21 protein-coding genes and 3 tRNA genes are annotated in these 21,258 nt (G+C 70.7%); 15 read left to right on the forward strand and 9 right to left on the reverse strand.

The genetic code is table 11. The features are described 5' to 3' along the window. Window position 1 precedes the first annotated feature (1 nt). From OG439_RS40460 to OG439_RS40495, 8 genes are all read left to right on the forward strand, one after another. Window positions 2-1,000 (forward strand): alpha-ketoacid dehydrogenase subunit beta, encoded by a 999-nt coding sequence (locus OG439_RS40460; protein WP_326945756.1) that lies wholly within the window; start codon window positions 2-4, stop codon window positions 998-1,000. 112 nt (window positions 1,001-1,112) lie between these two features. Continuing rightward, complete coding sequence (locus tag OG439_RS40465; protein ID WP_326945757.1) at window positions 1,113-2,381, forward strand: GAF domain-containing protein; 1,269 nt, start codon at window positions 1,113-1,115, stop codon at window positions 2,379-2,381. A gap of 66 nt (window positions 2,382-2,447) precedes the next feature. Next, the gene (locus tag OG439_RS40470; protein WP_326945758.1) at window positions 2,448-2,627 is read left to right on the forward strand and encodes a hypothetical protein; all 180 of its coding nucleotides are present in this window, start codon (window positions 2,448-2,450) and stop codon (window positions 2,625-2,627) included. Between the two features lie 75 nt (window positions 2,628-2,702). After that, window positions 2,703-3,824 carry a sensor histidine kinase gene (locus tag OG439_RS40475; RefSeq protein ID WP_326945759.1) on the forward strand — a complete coding sequence of 374 codons (1,122 nt, stop codon included), beginning with the start codon at window positions 2,703-2,705 and terminating at the stop codon, window positions 3,822-3,824. Then, complete coding sequence (locus tag OG439_RS40480; RefSeq protein ID WP_326945760.1) at window positions 3,821-4,459, forward strand: response regulator transcription factor; 639 nt, start codon at window positions 3,821-3,823, stop codon at window positions 4,457-4,459. Before OG439_RS40475 ends, OG439_RS40480 begins: the two co-directional genes overlap by 4 nt. Window positions 4,460-4,554: 95 nt before the next feature. Beyond that, on the forward strand, window positions 4,555-5,985 hold the full coding sequence (locus OG439_RS40485) for a hypothetical protein (RefSeq protein ID WP_326945761.1): 1,431 nt from the start codon (window positions 4,555-4,557) through the stop codon (window positions 5,983-5,985). Window positions 5,986-6,032: 47 nt separating this feature from the next. Continuing rightward, window positions 6,033-6,953, forward strand: coding sequence for a glutamate ABC transporter substrate-binding protein (locus OG439_RS40490; RefSeq protein WP_326951739.1), 921 nt, complete (start codon window positions 6,033-6,035; stop codon window positions 6,951-6,953). Between the two features lie 55 nt (window positions 6,954-7,008). Further along, the gene (locus OG439_RS40495) at window positions 7,009-9,729 is read left to right on the forward strand and encodes a serine/threonine-protein kinase (RefSeq protein ID WP_326945762.1); all 2,721 of its coding nucleotides are present in this window, start codon (window positions 7,009-7,011) and stop codon (window positions 9,727-9,729) included. Window positions 9,730-9,830: 101 nt separating this feature from the next. Here OG439_RS40495 and OG439_RS40500 read toward each other — a convergent pair whose 3' ends face one another. Then, window positions 9,831-10,418: a PaaI family thioesterase gene (locus tag OG439_RS40500; protein ID WP_326945763.1), complete on the reverse strand. Its 588-nt coding sequence runs from the start codon at window positions 10,416-10,418 to the stop codon at window positions 9,831-9,833. 237 nt (window positions 10,419-10,655) lie between these two features. Here OG439_RS40500 and OG439_RS40505 point away from each other — a divergent pair, with 237 nt between their 5' ends. Continuing rightward, the gene (locus OG439_RS40505) at window positions 10,656-11,996 is read left to right on the forward strand and encodes an MFS transporter (protein ID WP_247063881.1); all 1,341 of its coding nucleotides are present in this window, start codon (window positions 10,656-10,658) and stop codon (window positions 11,994-11,996) included. Between the two features lie 68 nt (window positions 11,997-12,064). Here the strand turns inward: OG439_RS40505 and OG439_RS40510 are convergent, their stop codons facing one another. The 4 genes from OG439_RS40510 to OG439_RS40525 all read right to left on the reverse strand — a co-directional run bounded on the left by OG439_RS40510 (window position 12,065) and on the right by OG439_RS40525 (window position 14,786). Beyond that, window positions 12,065-12,559, reverse strand: coding sequence for a hypothetical protein (locus OG439_RS40510; protein ID WP_326945764.1), 495 nt, complete (start codon window positions 12,557-12,559; stop codon window positions 12,065-12,067). Next, window positions 12,556-13,107, reverse strand: a complete 552-nt coding sequence (locus tag OG439_RS40515) for a SigE family RNA polymerase sigma factor (RefSeq protein WP_247060129.1) — start codon at window positions 13,105-13,107, stop codon at window positions 12,556-12,558. The genes OG439_RS40510 and OG439_RS40515 overlap by 4 nt, the downstream gene beginning before the upstream one ends. A gap of 4 nt (window positions 13,108-13,111) precedes the next feature. After that, complete coding sequence (locus tag OG439_RS40520; protein ID WP_326945765.1) at window positions 13,112-13,414, reverse strand: hypothetical protein; 303 nt, start codon at window positions 13,412-13,414, stop codon at window positions 13,112-13,114. A gap of 172 nt (window positions 13,415-13,586) precedes the next feature. Continuing rightward, window positions 13,587-14,786 (reverse strand): L,D-transpeptidase, encoded by a 1,200-nt coding sequence (locus OG439_RS40525; RefSeq protein WP_247060131.1) that lies wholly within the window; start codon window positions 14,784-14,786, stop codon window positions 13,587-13,589. A gap of 470 nt (window positions 14,787-15,256) precedes the next feature. On the opposite strand from OG439_RS40525, the gene OG439_RS40530 reads away from it, so the two are divergent. Next, window positions 15,257-15,460: a cold-shock protein gene (locus OG439_RS40530; protein WP_003097368.1), complete on the forward strand. Its 204-nt coding sequence runs from the start codon at window positions 15,257-15,259 to the stop codon at window positions 15,458-15,460. 177 nt (window positions 15,461-15,637) lie between these two features. Here OG439_RS40530 and OG439_RS40535 read toward each other — a convergent pair whose 3' ends face one another. After that, on the reverse strand, window positions 15,638-16,075 hold the full coding sequence (locus OG439_RS40535; protein ID WP_326945766.1) for a hypothetical protein: 438 nt from the start codon (window positions 16,073-16,075) through the stop codon (window positions 15,638-15,640). A gap of 626 nt (window positions 16,076-16,701) precedes the next feature. Here OG439_RS40535 and OG439_RS40540 point away from each other — a divergent pair. The 5 genes from OG439_RS40540 to OG439_RS40560 all read left to right on the forward strand — a co-directional run bounded on the left by OG439_RS40540 (window position 16,702) and on the right by OG439_RS40560 (window position 18,304). Continuing rightward, the gene (locus tag OG439_RS40540) at window positions 16,702-16,956 is read left to right on the forward strand and encodes a hypothetical protein (protein ID WP_247060133.1); all 255 of its coding nucleotides are present in this window, start codon (window positions 16,702-16,704) and stop codon (window positions 16,954-16,956) included. 163 nt (window positions 16,957-17,119) lie between these two features. After that, the gene (locus tag OG439_RS40545; protein WP_326945767.1) at window positions 17,120-17,914 is read left to right on the forward strand and encodes an SCO6745 family protein; all 795 of its coding nucleotides are present in this window, start codon (window positions 17,120-17,122) and stop codon (window positions 17,912-17,914) included. Between the two features lie 101 nt (window positions 17,915-18,015). After that, window positions 18,016-18,088 (forward strand) — tRNA-Glu (locus OG439_RS40550). 37 nt (window positions 18,089-18,125) lie between these two features. Beyond that, a tRNA-Asp gene (locus OG439_RS40555) sits at window positions 18,126-18,199 on the forward strand. A 31-nt stretch (window positions 18,200-18,230) separates the two neighbouring features. Then, window positions 18,231-18,304: transfer RNA gene (locus OG439_RS40560), tRNA-Phe, on the forward strand. 88 nt (window positions 18,305-18,392) lie between these two features. Here OG439_RS40560 and OG439_RS40565 read toward each other — a convergent pair. The 3 genes from OG439_RS40565 to OG439_RS40575 form a co-directional block, all read right to left on the reverse strand. Then, window positions 18,393-19,718: a tyrosine-type recombinase/integrase gene (locus tag OG439_RS40565; protein WP_326945768.1), complete on the reverse strand. Its 1,326-nt coding sequence runs from the start codon at window positions 19,716-19,718 to the stop codon at window positions 18,393-18,395. A gap of 10 nt (window positions 19,719-19,728) precedes the next feature. Then, entirely contained in the window at window positions 19,729-19,935 is a 207-nt protein-coding gene (locus OG439_RS40570; RefSeq protein ID WP_326945769.1) for a helix-turn-helix domain-containing protein, read from the reverse strand. Window positions 19,936-20,155: 220 nt separating this feature from the next. Further along, window positions 20,156-21,226, reverse strand: a complete 1,071-nt coding sequence (locus tag OG439_RS40575) for a DNA-binding protein (RefSeq protein ID WP_326945770.1) — start codon at window positions 21,224-21,226, stop codon at window positions 20,156-20,158. Window positions 21,227-21,258 lie beyond the last annotated feature (32 nt).

Here is a 21,258-nt window from a genome sequence, read left to right on the forward strand (position 1 = left end):
CGTGGCGCGCACGATCAGCTACCGCGAGGCGATCGACGAGGCACTCGCGCAGGAGATGGCCCGCGACGAATCGGTCATCGTGCTCGGCGGCGCTCCCGGCGCCGCCCAGGGGCTCTTCCCGGGGCGTGTCCTGGACACACCGGCCTCCGAGTCGGCGTTCGTCGGCGCGGCCATCGGTGCCGCGACGCGCGGGCAGCGGCCGGTCGCGGAGCTCGTGTCCATCGACTTCATGGGCGCCGGCATCGACCAGATCTTCAACCAGGCGGCGAAGTTCCGGTACATGTTCGGCGGCAACGCGCGGACGCCGGTGGTGATCCGCACGGCGTACGGCGCGGGGCTGCGGGCCGCGGCCCAGCATTCCCAGTGCCTGTACCCGATCTTCACGCACATCCCCGGCCTCAAGGTCGTCGTGCCGTCGAGCCCGTACGAGGCGAAAGGCCTGCTCATCCGGTCGATCCGGGACGACGACCCGGTGGTCTTCTGCGAGCACCGGGCGCTCTACGAGACCAGCGGCGAGGTGCCGGAGGACAGCTACACGATCCCGTTCGGCCGGGCGAACGTCGTCCGCGAAGGCGGCGACGTGACGATCGTGGCGATCGGCCGGATGGTCGCGATGGCCCGGCAGGCCGCGGGCGAGCTGGCCGCGACCGGCATCGAGGCCGAGGTCATCGACCCGCGCACCACCAGCCCGCTCGACACCGGAACGATCCTGGCGAGTGTCGGGAAGACCGGCCGGCTGGTCGTCGTCGACGAGGCCTCGCCGCGCTGCAACCTCGCGACGGACATCTCCGCGCTGGTCGCGAAGGAGGCGTTCGGCGCGCTGAGGGCGCCGATCGAGATGGTGACCCCGCCGCACACACCGGTGCCGTTCTCCGACGCCCTCGAAGACCTCTACATCCCGGACGCGCAGAAGGTCCTCAACGCCGCGAAGGCGGTTGTGGAGTACCGCCGCAGCTCGCCTGCCGTCCACAGTGGACTCGACGGCGGGGGCGCGGGGTAGCCGGGAGACCGCGGCCGCCGAGAGCAAGACCTGAAGGGCGAGATCGTCCCCACCTACCGATCACGGGATCGAAACGGCACACTGGGGCCGGTCGAGCGCGAGGAGCGGCGGTTTGGGTCAACGGGACCTCGAGGCAGCGTTGCCGGCCGGGGCCGACCCCCGGCAGCACGCACGCGCCCTCGCCAAGGTGCACGAAGCGGCGGTGGCCGGCCGGGCGCTGCCCGCGCGGCTGCGGCCGGTGATCCACGCGTCCTGGCAACGGATGCGCAAGCTCGGCGTCGACCCGGAGGGCCGGGCCGCCGCGCCCGTGCTGACGTTCGAGCAGCTCGAAGCCCGTCGCCGCACGAGTGGCCTGGTCCAGGCCATGCCGACGCTGCGGGGTGGGCTGATCAGCCTCGCCGAGCAGGCCGCGCACATCATGGTCATCGTCGACGCGGACGGCGCGGTGCTCTGGCGCGACGGCAGCACCGCGGTCAGCCGCCACGCCGACCGGCTCGGGTTCGTCGAAGGCGCCGACTGGCGGGAAGAGGCCGTCGGCACCAACGCGATCGGCACCGCACTGGTCGCGCGCCGCGCGATGCAGGTGTACTCGGCCGAGCACTACGTCCGGTCCCAGCACTTCTGGACCTGCGCCGCCGCGCCGCTGCACGACCCGCGTGACGGCCGGCTGCTCGGCGTCGTCGACCTTTCCGGCCCGGCTCCGACCGTCCACGCGTCGACGTTGGCGCTGGTCGACGCTGTGACGCGGCTGGCGGAGACGCAGCTGCGCACCACCCACCTCACCGAGCTGGAACGGCTTCGCGGCTTCGCCGTCCCGGTGCTAGCGAAGGTCGGCGAGCCGGCCGTCGTGGCCGACGAGCACGGCTGGGTCGCCGCGGCCGCCGGGCTCGCACCGGTCGACCGGATCGCCCTGCCGGCCGGCCTCGCGCCGGGCCGGGCGTGGCTCCCTGCCTACGGCACCGTCGCGGTCGAACCGGTGCCGGGCGGCTGGCTGATCCGGCTCACCGAGTCCGACGCCGAGACCGCCCCGGCCACCCGCGTCGTCCTGGACGTCCGGTCGGCGCGCGAGCCCGAGCTGACCGTCTCGGGCGGCGCCGGGACCTGGACGCACCGGCTCAGCCCGCGCCACGCCGAGATGCTGTACGTGCTGGCCAGCCGCCGTGCCGGCCGTTCGGCGTCCGAGCTGTCGCTGGACCTGTTCGGCGACGCCGGCCGCACGGTCACCGTCCGCGCCGAGATGTCCCGGTTGCGCCGGCACTTCGGCGGCATCCTCGGCGCGAAGCCCTACCGCTTCGCCGACGACGTCGAGGTGCTGGTCCGGCGGCCGGACAACGCCGAGGCCGTGCTGCCGCACTCGCTCGCCCCGGCCATCCGCGGCTGAACTCCACCCCCGGCTCCACCCGCCGACGGTCCCGGTCCACCCCGGTTCGTTCGTAGCGTCAGCGCCATGGACAAGTCGGATCTCATCCGCCTGGCGCTGGCCAAGGCGACGGAACACAACCGTGGGGGAAAGATGACCGGGAAGACCGTGCTCGCACTGGCCGTGATCGGCGTCGTGGTGCTGGTGGCGTTCATCGCCTACCGGCTGATCCTCGTCGAGCTGATCACCAGCCTGTCCCACAAGTAAGGGGGAGCGTTGCCGCAATCTCTGGGGCCGAGCCCCAGACCCCAGCCGGGGGACAAGCCCCCCTGGACCCCCCAAATGCGGCGCAGGCCCTTGCTGCCGGACACCATCGCGCCGTCCTGGCTGGTGGTGCAGGCGCTCGGCACGCTCTTCATCGCGGCGACGCTGCTGACGGCGCGCGAGCTGGACGCGCGGATCTGGGCTTGTTACGGCGTCTCCGCCGCGTGCTGGCTCGGGTTCGTCGTACTGGCGTACCGGCTGCCGCGGACGGCGGCGGTGCTGCTCGCGGTGGCCAGTGCGGTGCCGGCGGCCGTGCTCGGGTGGGCCGGGGACTCGTCAGCGATCGTGCTGTCCGTCGTGGCGCTGGGCCGGCTCGCGACGCTGGTCACGGTGGGTGTCGCCGCGATCGTCGCCATCGGTGTGGCCGACGTCGCGCTGGCGGTGGCGTCGTACGCCATCGCCGGGAAGAGCCTCGGGCTCGTCGACCTGGGCGTGATGCTGCTGCTCGTCCTGCTCGGGCTCAACCGGCGGCAGTACGAAGTGCAGGCGAAACAGGCGGAAGCGCTGCTGGAGCAGACGCGGCTCGCGCAGGCCGAGCAGTCCCGGGCCGCCGCGCTCGACGAGCGCACCCGGATCGCGCGCGAGCTGCACGACGTCCTGGCGCATTCGCTGGGGGCGCTGGGCGTCCAGCTCGAGCTGGCCGAGGTGCTGCTGGCCGAGAAGTCCGATGTGGACGGTGCGCTCGCGACCGTCCGGCGGTCCCGGCGCCTGGCCAACGACGGCCTGGCCGAAGCCCGCGACGCCGTCGCCGCGCTGCGCCGGGACGTCCTGCCGCTGGCCGACGCGCTCGCCGCGGTGGCGGCCGCGCACGCCCGTGACCACGGGGTTTCCGTGGCTTTCGCCGCCGAAGGCGCTTCCCGGCCGTTGCCGTCGGCCGCCGTCGTCGCGCTGGTCGGCACCGCGCGTGAAGCGCTGACGAACGCGGGCAAGCACGCGCCCGGTGCGGACGTCCGGATGCGGTTGACGTACGAACCCGGCGTCGTCCGGCTGGACGTCGTCAACACAACGAGCGACTTCACTCGAACAGGTGAAGGTTTCGGGCTGGCCGGGATGCGCGAGCGGCTCGCGCTCGCCGGTGGCACCCTGGCGTCGGGCCCGGAAGCCGGCCGGTGGCGTGTGCTCGCGGAGGTGCGGAGTTGATCAGGGTGGTCGTGGCGGACGACCAGCAAGCCGTCCGCGAAGGCCTGGTCGCGCTGCTCGGCCTGCTCGACGACATCACGGTCGTGGCCTCGGCGGGCAACGGCCGCGAAGCCGTCGAAACGCTGGTCACGCACCCCGCCGACGTCGTGCTGATGGACCTGCGGATGCCGGAGCTGGACGGCGTCGCCGCGACCCGGCTGATCCGGCGCGACCACCCCGGCACCGCCGTCGTCGTGCTGACGACGTACGCCGACGACACGTCGATCGCGGACGCGCTGCGTGCCGGGGCCCGCGGTTACCTGACCAAGGACGCCGGCCGCACCGAGATCGCCGCCGCACTGCGCTCCGCGGCCGCCGGGCAGGCGATCTTCACCGCCGCGGTCTCCGACCGGCTCGTCGCCGCGCTCGACGGCCGGCCCGCGTCGCGTGCCAAAGCCGAGCTGCCGGACGGCCTGACCGCCCGTGAAGCCGAAGTCCTCGGGCTGATCGCGCGGGGCCTGACCAACGCGGAGATCGCGGGCGAGCTGTTCATCGGCGAAGCGACCGTCAAAACCCACATCAACAACGCCTTCGCGAAGATCGGCGCCCGGCACCGCGCGGAGGCCGTCCGGTACGCCCTCGCCCATCACCTCTGAGATCACGTGCTGATGACAGCGGGCGGTGCCGGTGGCTGCGCGCACGGCGACTCGGCTACCTTTCTGCGGGTACGGCTCATGGGGAGGAATCGGGGATGACCAGCACTGCGACGGCGCCGGGTCCCCCGGCGCCCGCGTCCGGACCCGCGCCGCCGAAGCCACCGCCGGCGCCGGAGGGCCGCGACCGGGCCGGGGGCCGCAGCGGCTTCCTGGGCCTGCTGGACCTGCCTGGCCAGGGGATACGCGCGATCATCCGGTCCGCCGCGACCACCCCCGGCCGGCTCACCGTCATCGCCGTCGGGCTGGTGCTGCTGGCCCTGGTCGCCGGGCTCGTCGCGACGCTGTCGGTGCAGAACCGCGACGACACGATCACCGGCGTCATCGACCACCGCGAGCCCCTCGCCGCCGCGTCCCAGCAGGTCTACCGCTCGCTGTCCGACGCGGACGCGACCGCGGCGAGCGCGTTCCTCTCCATCGGCACCGAGCCGCCCGAACTCCGCCAGCGCTACGAGCGTGACATCGCCGAGGCCGGCGCGGCGCTCGCGAAGGCCGCTTCGGACTCCGGTGACGTCGCCGACGCCGCCGGTCCGGTCGACGTCCTGAACCAGCAGCTGCCCGTCTACACCGGCCTGGTCGAGACGGCGCGGTCGAACAACCGGCTCGGCTACCCGGTCGGCGCGTCCTACCTGCGCGAGGCGTCCGAGCTGATGCGGGCGAAGATCCTGCCCGCCGCCCAGGACCTCTACCGCGTCGACACCGAGAAGCTGATCGAGGAGCAGGACAGCGCCACCGGCTTCCCGTGGCTCGCCACGATCCTGGTGGTCGCCCTGCTCGCCGCGCTCGTCGTCGCCCAGATCTACCTGACGCGGCGGACGAACCGGCTGCTCAACGTCGGGCTCGTCGTCGCGACGGTCGCGGTCGTGCTGTCGCTGCTGTGGGGCGCGGTCGCGCTGGTCGTGCAGGGCAGCCTGGTCGGCGCCGGGCAGGACGACGGCTCGCACCGCGTCGACGTCCTCGTGCGCGCGCGGATCGCCGCGCTGCAGGCCCGCGCGGACGAGACGCTGACGCTGGTCGCCCGCGGCGACGGCGCGGCCTACGAAAAGGACTTCGGCACCAACGCCGTCCAGCTGGCCGGGACCGACGGCCAGGGCGGCCTGCTCGGCGAGGCCCGCAGCCTGATCTCCGACGGTGACGGCGCCGCGAAGGTCGTCGACGCGACGAAGGCCGCGAACGACTGGTTCAAGGCGCACAAGACGGTCCGGTCCCAGGACGACTCGGGGCAGTACCAGGAAGCTGTCGACTTCGCCGTGCTGGAGGACAAGACCGACGGCTCGGCCCCGGCGTTCCGGCGGCTCGACGACGCCCTCCAGGACGCGATCGACGTCGGGCGGCAGGAGTTCCTCGACAGCACCCACGGCGGCGACAGCGCGCTGACGCTCCTCGCGCCGGGCCTGGCCGTGCTGGCGATCGTCGCCGCGGCGGGGGCCACCATGGGAATCCGGGAGCGACTGAGGGAGTACCGGTGAGCAGGCGGGGTTACACGGTCCGGATCGGCGCGCTGGCGGTCGTCGCGATGCTGACGGCGGCCTGCGGGAGCCCCGGGAAACCGGTCGACCCGGCGCCGGTGAGCAACGCGGCCTGGCCGCAGCCCGCGCACGTCGGCGGCCCGGACTCGACGGCCGGCGGCGGCACCGACACCAGCTGCAACCCGCAGGCCAGCCTCGCGCCGAGCGGGACGTCCATCGCCGACGGCTCGACCATGGCGAAGATCAAGGAACGCGGGAAGCTGATCGCCGGCGTCGACCAGACGACGTACCTGTTCGGGTTCCGCAACCCGACCACGGGCAACATCGAGGGCTTCGACATCGACATGGTCAACGAGATCGCCCGGGCGATCTTCGGCGCGCCGGAAGGGCGTGTGCAGTTCCGCGCGATCCCGTCGTCGCAGCGCGAAGACGTCCTGACGCAGGGCCAGGTCGACATCGTGGTCCGGACCTACAGCATCACCTGCGCGCGCAAGGCGAAGGTCCAGTTCTCCTCCGTGTACTACAAGGCCGGTCAGCGGATCCTCGTCACCAAGGAGTCGAAGGTGACCAAGCTGGCCGACCTGAGCGGCAAGCGGGTGTGCGCGACGAAGAAGTCGACGTCGCTGGCGAAGATCGCGACGGACCCCGCGAAGCCGGTGCCGGTCTCGGTGGACAACTGGTCGGACTGCCTGGTGATGCTCCAGCAGGGCCAGGTCGAAGCCGTCTCGACCGACGACACCATCCTCGCCGGGATGGCCGCGCAGGACCCGACGCTGCAGGTCGTTGGCGACCAGTTCACCGAAGAGGACTACGGCATCGGCGTGCCGAAGGACAACACGGACATGGTCAAGTACGTCAACGCCGTGCTCGACAACATCCGCAACAGCGGCGCTTGGCAGGACAGCTACCGCAAATGGGTGGAGCCCTCGCTGGGGCCGGCGTCGCCGCCGTCGCCGCAGTACCAGTGAGCCGCTCGCGGCTAGGATCGGTCCTCGTACGTCGTCGGGGATCTGGGAGGTAGCAGTGTCTGAGGAGCCGCGCCGTCCTCGGCACGCCGCGCCGGACGACGAGCCGCAGGTGGCCGCGCCGAGCTGGCAGCCGCCGCCACCGGTGCGGTGGGAGACGCCGGAGCCGTCGATCTCCGGCCGCCTCGACGACACCGAACCGCCCGCCGCCGAGCGCACCGTCTTCCACGCGCCGGTCCGGCGTCCGCCGACTGCGCCGACACCGCCGCGTGGCCAGTCATCCTCCTCCTTCGTGCGCGGGCAGATCCCGGGCGCGGACGACCCGACCCGGCCGCCGGGCCGGATGAGCCCGGTGACCCCGCCGCCCGGCACGCCGCAGGTCGCGCCGCCCGTCGCGCCGTCGGTGGAGCCGACGCAGGCCGTCCGGGTGGATCCGAACGCGCCGCAGCCGACGAGCGTGCTCGCGGTGCCGACCCCGGAGACCCAGAGCATCATGCCGCCGGCCCCGCGGCCGGAGCCCGGACCGGGCGCGTTGCCGGACCCGGGCACCGAGAGCGTGCTGCCCGAGCGCAGCAGCGACGGGCGGCACACGGGCACCGGAACGGGCACGGGTACCGGAACCGGCAGTGGCAGCGCCGCGGTTTCCGGCTCCGGACCGTTCCCCGGCACTTCGCGGCGGACGTCGTCGCGCACGTCCCGCTCGCGCCGCGGCCGGCTCGGCGCCGGCCTGGTCGAGGTCCCGCCGGTCCCGGCGCGCGACCCGGCGTCCGCGGTGCTGACTAATCCGATGGTGTCGGAGGAAAAGCGCTTCTGCGGCAGCTGCAGTGCGAAGGTCGGTCGCGGCAAGGACGGCAAACCCGGTGCGGCGGAAGGAAAGTGCGAGAACTGCGGCACGTCCTTCTCGTTCGTGCCTAAGCTGCAGCCGAACGAGCTCGTCGGTGGGCAGTACGAGGTCCTCGGCGCGATCGCGTACGGCGGCCTGGGCTGGATCTACCTGGCACAGGACCACAACGTGTCCGACCGCTGGGTCGTCCTCAAAGGACTGATCGACACCGGCGACGCGACGGCGATGGCGGCCGCGGCCAACGAACAGCGCTTCCTGGCCGAGGTCGAGCACCCGAACATCGTCAAGATCCACAACTTCGTGCAGCACCCGGACCGCCAGAGCGGCACGACCGTCGGTTACATCGTGATGGAGTACATCGGCGGCCAGTCGCTGCGGCAGCTCGCGCTGGCGCACCACCGGGAAAGCCGGCGCCCGGAGCCGCTGCCGATCGGCCAGGTGCTCGCGTACGGGCTGGAGATCCTGCCCGCCATGGGTTATCTGCACAGCCAGGGCCTGCTCTACTGCGACCTCAAGCCGGACAACGTGATCCAGACCAACGAGCAGCTGAAGCTGATCGACCTGGGCGCGGTCCGGCGCCTCGACGACTACGAGAGCCCGCTGTTCTTCACGACCGGTTACAGCGCACCGGAACTGGCGACGCAGGGCGCGTCGATCGCGTCGGACCTGTTCACCGTCGGGCGCACGCTCGCCGTGCTGAGCTTCGAGTTCACCGGCTACACGAGCAAGTTCAAGACGACACTGCCCGGGTCGGACGCGGTCCCGCTGTTCGCGTTGTTCGGTTCGTACCACCGGTTCCTGAAGCGCGCGACGCACGCCGACCCGGACCGGCGGTTCCTCTCCGCCGAGGAGATGGCCGACCAGCTCACCGGCGTGCTGCGCGAGATCATGGCGCTCGGCACCGGCAAGCCGCGACCCGGCGCGTCCACGGTGTTCGGCCCGGAGAGCCGCACGTTCGGCGTGCAGCTGGTGGTGCCGGAGGCCGGCGGGAGTGTTCCGCTGCCGGGCGCGGCCGAGGTCGTCGCCGGCCTGCCGATCCCGCAGGTCGACACGGACGACCCGGCGGCGGGTGTGCTCGCCACGACGACGTCGCTCGAACCGCGTGGCGCGATCGAAGCGCTGGCCGGCGCGCCGCGGGAGTCGATCGAGGTGCGGCTGCGGATCGTCCGCGCCCGTATCGAGCTGGGCGAGCTGTCCGAGGCGCAGCGGCAGCTGCAGGCGGCGCAGTACCTGGCCATCAAGAACGGCTTCCCGCACGACTGGCGGATCGACTGGTACCGCGGCCTGATCGAGCTGGCGGGCGGCCGCTCGCGCGTCGCGCACGTCGCGTTCGAAGCGGTGTACGACGACCTGCCGGGCGAGATCGCGCCGAAGCTGGCGCTGGGCGTCAGCGCCGAAGGCGTCGGTGACTACTTCGCGGCCGCGCGGTTCTACGAGCTGGTCTGGCGCACGGACCGCAGCTACGTCAGCGCCGCGTTCGGCCTGGCCCGGGTGTACCTCGCGCAGGGTGCGCGGACCAGCGCGGTCGAGGTGCTCGAGATGGTGCCGTCGTCGTCGACGCACTACGTCGACGCGCAGGTCGCCGCGATCAAGATCAAGACGACCGCGACCCGGGCGGCGGGCAAGGAAGCACTGGTCGCCGAGCACGACCTGCTCGACGCGTCGGCCCGGCTGGAGCGCCTCCGCCTGGACGCCGAGCGCCGCACGAGCCTCTCGGCGGGCGTGCTCGAAGCCGCGTACGAGTGGCTTCGCGGCCCTCGCCAGGGCCCGCCGACGCCGGGAGCGCGGGTGCTGGGCTGCCCGCTGGAGGAGCGTGAGCTGCGCTTCGGCCTGGAGCGCTGCTACCGGGCCCTGGCGAGGCTGGCGGCAACGGTCGAGCAGCGCGTGGAGCTGGTGGACAAGGCGAACGCCATCCGCCCCCGCACCCTCACCTGAGCGTCACTTTCCCCGGGAAAGGTGCGCCGGAGGGCCCCTGGGGCGTCACTTTCGCTAGGAAAGATACGTACGGGGCACTTTCTCCGGGAGAGTGACGCGCGTCAGGGGTTGATCTCCCAGTCGCCGCGTTCGCGCTGGTTCTTCTCGTGCTGGGCGGCCAGCTTCTCCAGCGCCTGCGGGTCGCCGTGGTTGGAGAAGTGGTCGAAGCCCACCACGATGAACAGCGCGCGGGCGCTCACCGCGATCGGGCCGTCCTCGGCGTCGAGGCGGCCGTCCGCGCTGACGTAGATCTTGCGGCCGGCGATGCCGTCGAGGTGCGCGGTGATGAACAGCGTCGAGCCGACCGGCACCGGGCGGCGGAAGTCCGTCTCCAGCTTCCCGGTGACCGCCGGGCGGCGCATCAGGTTGCCCACCGTCGAGCCGAGCGCCTCGTCGAACGCGCAGGCCAGGAGACCGCCGTGGGCGAGCCCGGGCGCGCCCTGGTGGGCCGCGGTGACGGTGAACCGCGAGTGCACGACCTGGCCCTCGCCGACGGTCGAGCGCAGGTGCAGCCCGGCGTCGGCCTCGTCACCGCAGCCGAAGCACTCGCCGAAGTGCACGCCCAGCTCGGTGCCGGGTTCCGGCGCCTTGGGGTGCGGGACCGCCGGCTCCACCGGTACCGGCGGCCAGGGTTGAGAAACACGACTCATGCGCTGACGTTAACTCGCGGGTAGTCGTCCGCTTCGTCCGGCCCGCGACGTGACCGGGCAACCTACACCTCTCAGTAGCCGGAAAGTTCCCCACTGTAGAGATTCTCCGGCTCAGACTGCCGACCTGCGGCAACCGGTCGAGACTGGCTGGATGAGCTCGAACGGCCCAACGGGCACGCTACGGAGGAGGTCGTCGCCGGCATGAGCGAACCAGCAGCTACGACGGGCAAACCGGAAGTGGACGAGAGAACCGTCAAGCGCGCCGTGTGGGCGTCCGCGATGGGCAACGCCACCGAGTGGTACGACTACGGCGTCTTCACGTCGGGCGCGATCGCCGTCAGCATCGGCTCGGAGTTCTTCCCCGGCGACGGCAACGCCGTGCTCAAGTCACTGGCCCTGCTGGCGGTCGGGTTCATCGTGCGGCCGTTCGGCGGGGCGTTCTTCGGCCCGCTCGGGGACAAGATCGGCCGCCAGAAGGTCCTGGCCATCACGATCCTGCTGATGTCGGGCTGCACGTTCCTGGTGGGCGTCCTGCCGACTTACTCCGGCGGCTACAGCATGGGCATCGCGGCCCCGATCGCCATCCTGCTCCTGCGCATCATCCAGGGCTTCTCCACCGGCGGTGAGTACGGCGGCGCGGCGACGTTCATCGCCGAGTACTCGCCGACGAAACGCCGGGGCTTCTTCGGCAGCTTCCTCGAACTGGGGACGCTCGCCGGGTACGTGCTCGGCAACCTCGTGGTGCTCGCCGTGACGCTCTCGCTGTCGGCCGACCAGGTCGACGCCTGGGGCTGGCGGATCCCGTTCTTCGTCGCGCTGCCGCTGGGCCTGGTCGGGCTCTACCTGCGGAACAAGCTCGAGGACACCCCCGAGTTCCGCCGGCTGGAGGCCTCCGGCGAGAAGCCGCGCAAGGCGCCGCTCAAGGAGATCTTCACCCGCAACTGGCGGATGATCCTCAACCTGATCGGCATCGTGCTGCTGCTGAACGTCGCGGACTACCTGCTGCTGACCACGATGCCGACGTACTTCACGGAAACGCTGAAGATCAACGACAACACGTCGACGCTGATCATCATCGCGGTCGAGGTCCTGCAGATGGCGATCATCGTGCCGCTCGGCGCACTGTCCGACAAGATCGGCCGGAAGCCGCTGCTGCTCACCGCGGCCATCGGGTTCCTGGTGCTGAGCTGGCCGTCGCTCAAGCTGATGCAGTCCGGCAGCATCCTGTGGCTCTTCGTCGGGTTCCTGATCGTGGCGATCCTGCTGGTGCTGATGCTCGCGGTGATCGGCTCGACGTTCCCGGCGATGTTCCCGACCCGCGTCCGGTACGGCTCGTTCGCGATCGGCTACAACATCTCGACGTCGCTGTTCGGTGGTACCTGCGGTGTCATCGTGACGGCGTTGATCCAGAGCACCGGCAACCCGGACTGGCCCGCGTACTACCTGATGGCGGCGGCCCTGATCGCGATCATCCCGATCATCAAGATCCCGGAGACGTCGCAGGTGCCGATCGAGCAGATCGACACCGAGGACAGCGGGGGCGGCAAGTCCCTGACCGGCGCGTCCGCTCAGCGTTGAGCGGTCCCGCGCCTCGAAATACGTGTGCCCCGTCCGGATCACCGGGCGGGGCACACGTGCGTCGTGGGTCAGCGAGACGTCGTCCGCGGTGCTTCCGGGGCCGTCTCGGTCGGGTTCGCGGACGGCGGCGGCAGCGAGACCGACGAGGGCTGCTTCGACTTCCGGGTGGTCGCGGCGACCGGCGGGCTCGACGGCCGTTGCGTGCTCGGCACCGAGCGACCCGGCTGGGCCTCCGGCGGCGCGATGGACGTCGCCGGCACCTCCTCCTGGGACGGTATCGGCCGCGGCGACGGGGGAGCGGTGGTGCCGATCGTGGACAGGCCGGGGTCGGCGGGCTGCACCGGGTCCGGCGGCCCGAGGCGGTGGCCGGCCAGGAAACCGGCCACCGCGAGGATCACCGCCGTCGCGGTCGAAGTGCCCACGACCGCCAGGCGCTTGCGCCGCTGCCGGATCCGGCCGCCGCGTTCGATCACGTCGGCGGCTTCCAGCCGCATCGGCGGCGTGTCACCGGTCGCGCCGGTCAGGATCACGCGGACGTCGTCTTCGGGGTCCACGTTCGTCACCTCCCCTCCGTGGGTGCGCTGAACGTCAGCGCGGTGTAGTGCGGGCCGAGCCGGTTGCGCAGGGTGGCCAGGCCCCGGGAGGCCTGGCTCTTCACCGTGCCGGTGCTGCAGCCGAGCGCCTTCGCCGTCTCCTCGACGCTCAGGTCCTCGAAGTACCGCAGCACCAGCACGGCGCGTTGCTTGGGGGCCAGCACGGCCAAAGCCTGCCGGACCAGCGTGTCCTGCTCGCTCCCGGCTTCCGCCGGGAGCTCCGGCAGGGTGTCGGTGAGCCGCTCCCGTTTCCACCTGCTGCGCCGGTGCTCGGCGAGGAACGTGCGCAGCACGACCTTGCGGGCGTAGGCGTCCAGGGTGTCGTGGCGCGACAGCCTCGGCCAGGCGAGGTACAGCTTGATCAGGGCCGCCTGCGTGAGGTCTTCGGCTTGGTGCCAGTCACCGCAGAGCAGGTACGCCGTGGACCGGAGGCTGTGCGCGCGCTCGCCGAAGTACCGGGCGAACTCGCCGTCCCACGGCGAGCCCGGCCCGGTCGACGGACGGGAGCGGGTGATCACCTGACTACCGGGTCACCCCGATGGCCGGCAGGTGCAGATCACCGGTCGGGCCGGCCGGAACGGCGCGGGGGACGCGCGGAGCCTGCTCGGCGCGCGGGGCCTTCGTCGTCGCCGGGACGGCGCTCGGCGCCGGCAGGGGCTTGCGGGTGGACTGGGGCGGGACCGGAGCCTGGGTCGGCGGCTCGGCCGGCCGGGTCGTCGCCTGGGGCGGCGCGGTCGGCTGCGACTGGGCCATGGCGACGCCACCGGTCAGGGCGCCACCGGCGAGCACGAGCGCGCCGAGGGACAGGGCGATGCGGATACGCAAGACAGCTCCTCATTCTCGCGGACGCGGCTGTCGATCGCCGCGCCTCTGCCCGTAGTCATGCGGTGGGTGCTCACCGGGGTTGCATCGGATTCCCGGGTTTCGCGGAAAGCACGAACGGCCGGGAAGTCCGCACTGGACTTCCCGGCCGCCCGGTGTTCCTCGAAGGTCTTTCTCAGCCGGCGAGCGCCGACAGCTTCTGCCAGCTCGCCCAGTCGTAGGTCCAGTCGCTGTAGTCGCCGTCCTTGGCGGTCAGCGTCTGGGTGCTGCCGGTGATCTCGACCGGGTCGCCGGTGAGCACGCCGTCGTAGTACTCCTTGGCGCGCGCGGGCGACAGGTTCAGGCAGCCGTGCGAGATGTTCTTCTTGCCCTGGGCCCAGACCGACGCGGCCAGGCCGTGGATGAACTCGCCGTTGTTGGAGATCCGGACCGCCCACGGCACCACGACGTTCTCGTAGTGGTACTTCGGGTTGCTCATCGCGTAGGTGGACTGCTTGCCCATCACGACGTGCGTGCCGCTGTGGGTGACGCGGCCGGGGTCGGAGTCGAGGCCGTAGCTCACCGGGTAGTCCGCGATCTGCTGGCCGTCCCGGATGACCTGCATGGTGTGCTGCGTGGTGTTGCCCTTGACGATCTGCGAGCGCCCGATCGCGAAGCTGGCCGACACGTCCTGCTTGCCGTACACGCCTTCGCCGATCTTGACGCCGTAGATCTTGGCGTTGACCTTCACCTGCGTGTTGGGCTTGAAGTACTCCTTCGGCCGCCAGTGCACCGAGGTGTCGCCGTCCAGCCAGGCCCAGGAGCCTTCGGTCTTCGGCGTCGTCTCGACGGAAAGCGCCTTCTCGACGGAGGCCTTGTCGGTGACGCGGCTCGGGAAGCTCAGGGCGATCGGCATCGCGATGCCGTACGTCTGGCCGTCACCGACGTTCAGGCTGGCCTGCGTCTGCCGCTTCGGCTTGACGGTGGTGAACGTGCCGCCGATGGGCACGTTCTTGCCGTCGGCGCCCGCGGCCTGGCCGGACCAGGTGTAGGTCTTGCCGTAGCCGAGCTGCTCGGTGGTGTTCCAGGTCTTCTTGTCCGCCGACGTCTGCCCCTGGACCTGCTTGCCGTCCGGGTTGGTCAGCGTGACCGACAGGATCGTGCCGCTGTCGACCTTGACGCCGACCGGTTCGCCGGGCGCGACGTCCTGCGCGCCCGCGGCCGGTGTCACCGCCAGCTTCGCGGGCTGCGCGGCGGGCGCCGGCGCCGGTGTCGGGCCCCCGCCCGACGTCCCGCTCGCCGACACCGTGGGTTCACTGCTGCACGCCCCCAGCGCCAGCACGGCGACCAAGCCCAGTACCACAGCCGCGCCCCGGCGCCGCGTGGAAGTCCTCACCGTCACTGCCAATCCCCTTTGCCCCTTTGGTGCTTCCCCTCTTACGAGACGCCTCGCGGACCTCGAACGTTGAGCGGTGTTCGAGTGACGAGCGTCACACTCGCCCGGAGGGGCTTATACAGAGGGGGCACGACCGACTCCGAGCCGTATCCGGTGATCACGGAGCCGATGTGCCGCGCAAGACTAACCGGTGGGTCCGACAGAAGCGGGTGCGGAGCCCTACGACGTTCCGGTGACCTTGGCCCGTGCAGGCGTTTTTCGCCTCGATCACGGGGTTCAACTTTGGCCAGATCCCGGTAGTCTGCTCGGAGGCCGTCGTTTTGCGTGTTCGTGGCTTCACACTCGCGGAACTTCTGACGCGAGCCATGGAGCCGACACGCTCTTGACTCGACTCGTTGGAACCGCCCGGGACGGCCGGGGTGCCGCTTCGGTGGCATTCGAAGCGGATCTGTGCAACGAGGAGAACAGCGGTGGCGCAAGGCACTGTGAAGTGGTTCAACGCGGAGAAGGGCTTCGGCTTCATCGCGCAGGACGGCGGAGAAGGCGACGTGTTCGTGCACTACTCGGAGATCGAGGGCCGCGGCTTCCGCACCCTCGAGGAGAACCAGCGAGTGGAGTTCGAGGTCGGCCAGGGCCAGAAGGGCCCGCAGGCCCAGAAGGTCCGCGCGATCTGAGACCGAGGCTTGTTCCGGTCAGCCCACCGCGCTCCGCACACAGACCCGCTGGTTCGTGCGCACGCCCTTGCGGCGGGCGACGGCTGAACAAGTCTCGCAGGCCCTTTGCGTCTCTCAAGGCCTGAGTGAAGGGCCCCCGGCTTCCGCCGGGGGCCCTTTCTCATGAGTTCTAGCGGGTCAGCGCCGTCCGACGGCCGGCGCGTCGAACGCGTCGGCGGGGAAGTGGAACTCGTCGGTGAGGTCGGTGACCTCTTCGGCCCCGACCTGCCGCTGGTCCTGGAGGGAGGCGGCCTGCCCCTCCCAGTTGAGCCGCTCGAGGATCCACTCCTGAGCGAGGGCCTGGGGCGAGATGCCGCGGGCCTCGGCGACGTCGGTGAGCTGCTTGCTGGCGATGAGGCTCATGCGCAGCTGGAACACCTGCGCCTCACCGAAGCGCTTGCCGGTCCCGGTGCTCTCATTGTCCGCATCAGGCGCCAGGGCGGCCAGGTAGCTCGTGAGTTCCTTGTCCTCGACAACACCGTCGTCGGCGGTCTTGGCGGCACCGCGGTGACGCCCGGAGGACACTGCCTTGAGGTTCGTGCGGCTGCCTAAGCGGCCGAGTGAGGGAAGGGGCACGAGCCACACGATAACGGTTGGGTCTCACCACACAAACCACTGTGAGCCACGACACGCCCCTTTATTTACCCGATCAGCCCAACCCCCACCTGAACAGCCCAACCCTAGATAAACGCACCGCAATCAGTCACTAACAGTACGAGTCGATCACCCAAAGAAACAACGCAAAAATAAGGGTGGTTTGGTGACCGGGTAAACGCTGGAAGTCCGGCGGCCGCACCGTGGGGGGTCCGGGGGGCTCGGCCCCCCGGGAGATACGCCGAAATGACCGGGGAGCGAAGGGCGAAGCCCGAAGCCCGAAGCCCCCCGAGAAATGGAGGACCCCCGCGCCAGGGGGAGGAACGCGGGGGTCGGAGGGGATCTCCACAGGCGCTGACCGGGGGTGTGTCAGCACCTCGATTGTTGCACGAGTTGCGTGGTTGGGCGAGTGGACAGCGGGAAATTTCCGCGTGGGGTGTCACTTTGCGCTGGGGTGACGTTCGTTCGGGTGGTGTTGTTCTCCGGTCGTGCTGATTGCGCTGCGTTGAGCGGAGCGTGGCCTCAGGTTCACTCTCCGGGGGGCTGTGTGTGGCGCCCGGCGCTGGTTAGCCTCGCGGCCAAGTTGTTGTGAGCCGTGTGGAGGGGCTATGAGCGGGTCTGTCGAAGTGCGGGAGTTCCTCCTTCGGTACGAAGGTGCCGATGGGGGTGGTGCCGCGCTCGCCGGGGGTTTGCCGGCGCAGCGCAGTGGTGCCGCTGATACGCAGCGGGTGTCGGACGACCAGGTCCGGCGGGCGCGGCTGGCCGTGGCGAACGGTGCGCTGGGGGTCGACGACTGCGTCCAGCTGCTGGAGATGCTCGGGTTGAACCTGGATGAAGACGGGCAGGCGCCGGTCCAGCGGTGAGGTGGTCGGCGGGTCCGGCGGCCCAGGTGGTCGCCGCCGGGCCTTTCCGGTGATGTTCGTGCAGGTTGCCGCCCGTTTCGGGCAATGAATCCCAGGTCTTCGCAGGATCCTTGACGCTGGTTTCGTAACAGTGTTACGTTTGCTGCGTCGAAAGGGGCCGGACATGCTGGCGATCGAGGAAGCGGCCGGGTTGGCGAACCGGATCCGCCCGGTGGTGCAGGTGCTGGGCGGCAGGTTCATGACGTCGCCGGAGCTGGCGGCGGTCGAAGCCGAGGTGGGCCTGCCGCCGCGTTCGCTGTACGTGCGAGGCCGCTCGGCGGTGCTCGGCGACGTCCCGCCGAAGGTGGCCGCGGAGCTGTTCGGCATCTTCCCGCACTGGCTGTTCGACTTCGTCCTGCCGCCGGCGACGGCGGCCCTGGACGCACCCGCCGCGGTCCGCGCCTACGCGGAGTCATCGGCGCGCTGGTCCCGCGTCAGCCTTTCGGCCGCACCGGAGCCGGGTCGCCTGGCGGAGCTGTTGTTCCGCGTGGTCGACACGGCGGACGCGAGCGGCCTCGCGCTCTTCGCCGGCTGGAAGAACGCCCCGCGCCCGGAGGGCGACGCGGAACGGCTGGGCTTCGCCCTGGTGGTCTTCCGCGAGCTGCGCGGCGGCCTGCACTTCGCGGCGCTGCGGGCCGTGGGCCTGTCGGTGCCGGAAGCGGTGGTGGCCGACCCCGAGGGCGGCCGCGAGCGCCTGCTGCGCACGGCGTGGCCCGCGGAGGCGGCCGACGAGCTCGTGGCGTCCGCGGCGCGCAAGCCGGACCTGCGTGATCGCTGGCACCGAGCCGAGGCGCTGACCGACGAGCGCGTCGGCGAGCTGCTGACGCCGGCACTGACGGAGCCCGAGCGCGCCGAGTTCGGCCGTCGCCTGGTGGAGCTGGCGGAGTTTGCGCAGGTCCCGGCTTTGCCGAGGGGTTAAGGAACCCCCGGTGCAAAGGGGTGGTGGCGTGCCCTATGCTTGTAATCGCTCCCGGGGGACAACCTGAGAGCGCGGTCGGTCGGTTAGCCGAAACTGATCGGGCTCCCATCGTCCAGCGGCCTAGGACTCCGCCCTTTCAAGGCGGCAACGCGGGTTCGAATCCCGTTGGGAGTACGCAGTACAGTAGTAAAGGAACGAAAGCAGTACGCAAGGCCCTGTGGCGCAGTTGGTTAGCGCGTCGCCCTGTCACGGCGAAGGTCGCGGGTTCGAGTCCCGTCAGGGTCGCAAGATCGTTCGGCTCCAGGCCGGCGTTCCCGGCCAGGTAGCTCAGTTGGTACGAGCGTCCGCCTGAAAAGCGGAAGGTCGCCGGTTCGACCCCGGCCCTGGCCACCGCTCTGAGCAGTACAAACAGCCCCCACCGGACACGGCGGGGGCTGTTTCGTTGTTGGCCCGTCTCAGTTTCCGTCTCAGTTCCGGCCTACGCGGCCTTCCAGAAGAAGCTGTTGATCTGCTGCGCGACGTTCGACTGCATCGCCTCGGTGACGTGCTGGTAGCGCTTCGCCTGGCTGCTGTTGGACCAGCCCATGATCTCCATGACGATCCTCTGGGGCACCCCGAGTAGCAGGAGCACGGTGGCCGCGGTGTGGCGTGCGTCGTGCAACCGACCTTCCCGGACGTCGGCGGCTTCGAGCAGGGCCTTCCACTCGTCGAGATCGCGGCGCGGGTCGATCGGCCTACCGGTGGGCTGGGTGAACATCCACCCACCTTCCTGCCACTCTGACCCCGCGAGCTCTCGCTCTGCCGCCTGCTGCTGTTCGTGGAGCATGAGCAGGTCGAACAGCTGGTCCGGGACAGCGAACCCGCGCCGCCCGGCCTTCGATTTCACCTCGACTTCGACCAGGCCCCCACCATGCCGTTGTGGGCACCAGCGGGCGTGCGTCGTGCAGCCGGACGGGCACGGCGACGGACAGGGCTTGCGGTGGTGCCGTTTGCAGCCTTCTTTGCACGGCTTCGTCTTGTGGTACTTCGCGCCGCACGCGTGCGGGTCGCTGCAGCCGTGCTGCCACGTCTGGCGCTGGAGCTGCTTCGCGACCCGCAGGCGCTTGGTCTTCCGGTTCAGTCGGTCCCATTTGAAGCCGATCGTCTCGCCCTGGCGCGTGCCCAAGACCAGCGCCACCACGAAGCGCACACCGTTGCGGCGAGCCAGGGCAGCCACCAGCAAGCGCTCGATCTCGTCCTCGTCGTACGGCTCGATCTCTTCGTCTTCGACCCGTGGCGCTTTGGCTCGCGCGACCGGGTTCCGCTTGATGACGTCCCGATTTTCGGCCTCGCCGAACGCGGTCCTCACGGTCCGGTGCACCTGGTGAACGGTGGCTGGCTTCAGGCCCGTGGCGAGCATCCTGCCGTAGAGCTTTTCGAAGTGGCCAGGCTCGGTGAGTTCCATCCAGTGCTCACCGAGTCCCGGGATGAGGTGCCGGTACACCGCAGTGCGGTAGCCCTGGAGGGTCTTGTATCGGCAGGTCAGTGGCGCGATGTCCTCAATCCAGTGCGTGAGCCACTGCCGGACTTTCCACCTGCCCTGACCGGGCTTGCCGGCAGTCCCGTCCTTGCGCTCGGCTTCCAGCTCGCGGACGCGATCGATGACCTCGGTTTCGGTCTTGCGTTCGACGTGTCGTCGGTCCGGGGATCCGTCGTCGCGGACGCCCATGGTGACGCGGCCGTGCCACTTTCCGTCTTTCCCTAGGTAGATGGTGCTGGCGCCGTTCGGCGCGCGAGTGCCTTCGGCGCGGTTCTTGCGGGGCATTGGGTTCCTTTCAGGCGGCGGTCGAGACGGCGCCGAGCTGGTCGACGTAGGCGGCGAGTGCGACGACCGGAATGCGCCGCAGGTGACCGATCCGGACGGTGGCGATTTCTCCGGCCTTGATCAGGGCGTACATGGTGGTTCGGCCGATGCTGAGCTGTTCCGCGGCGGCTTCGACGGTCAGGAGGGTCCGGGGGCCGGTAGGCGTGGCGGTGTCCAAGGGGTGCTCCAGGTGGCGTGGCGGGCGAGGCGACGGGGCATGAACACGGCGTTCTCCTTCGGTCGGTCGATGTGATCGGCGATTAGGGGTGTCACAGGTGGTGTCACATCTGTTTGTGCTGGTCAGGGTGGGTTGAGTGACGGAGTGGCAGGTGTGACACCTGCGGGGTGGTCTCGGGTGTCACACCGGTCGGGGACGTGACAACGTGCAGGTCAGGTGGCTACTCGTCGTCTTCTGGCTCGATAGCGAGGAGGTGGTTGTCTTCTCGGCCGATCCGCACGGCGGAGTCGTGGTCGACCTGGGTGAGGCCACGGCGGTCGGAGTCCGGGGAGAGGTGGACCCGCCCGGTCCGCGTCATGGCCTGCAGGGCTTTGTCGACCTCCTCCCGCGGGAGCGTGGCTCCGAGTCGCTCGCGGACGTCGCTGAGGCGCACCCAGCCCTGAGGCCTGCTGGCCAACTCGCGGTAGACGTCGCGGACGCGCTGCTCGGCCGTTGCGGGCGGTCGGGATTCGGCGCGTGCCGTCTCGGCCACCGGCGTCGCGTCGCTTGGGGTCGGGGACGTGACAACCTGCTGCTCACGGCGTTTCTGCTCGGCTCGGATCTCGTCATAGGTCCGGGACGGGGTCAGCGGATCTCGCAGGACTTGGGCGAGGTCGTCGTCGGTGGCGTTGCCGACGCCGGCGGTCTGGACGCGGTCCTTCGCGCTGGTGTCGCGTGGCTGCTCGATGGCGATGAGGTGCTGAGATTCTCCGGAGTAGTCGACCGCGGCGGCGTGGTCCTCACTGGTCAGAGCCTTGCGGTTGTCTTCGGGCACGAGGTGAACGTTGGGGTTCGTGCGCGCGAGCTCCTTCAGGGCGCGGCTCACTTCGTCGTGGTCGACGTCCCCGAGGGCTTTCCGGACGTCGATGATGCCGACCCATTCGCCTTGCGCGGCCAGCTTGGCCACCGCGTCGCGGACGCGGTCCTCGGTCGACCCGGACGGCGCGTCGGCCGGTTCCGGTTTGCTGGGCTGGGGTTCGGGCTTCGGCATGGGCTTCTCCGGTGCGGTCGGTTCGGGCGTGGCAGGCAGCTGCCCGGCGAAGGTGCCGACGACATTGGGTGCGGGTGGCGGGGTGCCGGTGACGGCGGTGTACTTGGCTTCGGCCGCGGCGACCTGGTCCGGGTCACCGGCGGCCCAGGCGGCGTCCAGGCCGCGGCGGGCGCGGGAGCGGGCCTGCCGGGCGCGGGCGTCGGCGGCTCCGCAGCTGCGTCCGCTGCACCGGCGGCCACCTTCAGCGGATGAACGGCACATCCGGGTCTCCTTTCGGTCTGGTGAACTGGGTT

It is taken from the genome of Amycolatopsis sp. NBC_01307 (genome assembly GCF_035975215.1).
In the GTDB taxonomy this organism is placed as follows: domain Bacteria; phylum Actinomycetota; class Actinomycetes; order Mycobacteriales; family Pseudonocardiaceae; genus Amycolatopsis.

Coding starts and splice junctions, on each gene's coding strand:
- OG439_RS40470 (WP_326945758.1), top strand. CDS start 2,448: ATGGACAAGTCGGATCTCATCCGCCTGGCGCTGGCCAAGGCGACGGAA.
- OG439_RS40475 (WP_326945759.1), top strand. CDS start 2,703: ATGCGGCGCAGGCCCTTGCTGCCGGACACCATCGCGCCGTCCTGGCTG.
- OG439_RS40485 (WP_326945761.1), top strand. CDS start 4,555: ATGACCAGCACTGCGACGGCGCCGGGTCCCCCGGCGCCCGCGTCCGGA.
- OG439_RS40490 (WP_326951739.1), top strand. CDS start 6,033: ATGCTGACGGCGGCCTGCGGGAGCCCCGGGAAACCGGTCGACCCGGCG.
- OG439_RS40500 (WP_326945763.1), bottom strand. CDS start 10,418: ATGAGTCGTGTTTCTCAACCCTGGCCGCCGGTACCGGTGGAGCCGGCG.
- OG439_RS40540 (WP_247060133.1), top strand. CDS start 16,702: ATGAGCGGGTCTGTCGAAGTGCGGGAGTTCCTCCTTCGGTACGAAGGT.
- OG439_RS40545 (WP_326945767.1), top strand. CDS start 17,120: ATGCTGGCGATCGAGGAAGCGGCCGGGTTGGCGAACCGGATCCGCCCG.
- OG439_RS40565 (WP_326945768.1), bottom strand. CDS start 19,718: ATGCCCCGCAAGAACCGCGCCGAAGGCACTCGCGCGCCGAACGGCGCC.
- OG439_RS40575 (WP_326945770.1), bottom strand. CDS start 21,226: ATGTGCCGTTCATCCGCTGAAGGTGGCCGCCGGTGCAGCGGACGCAGC.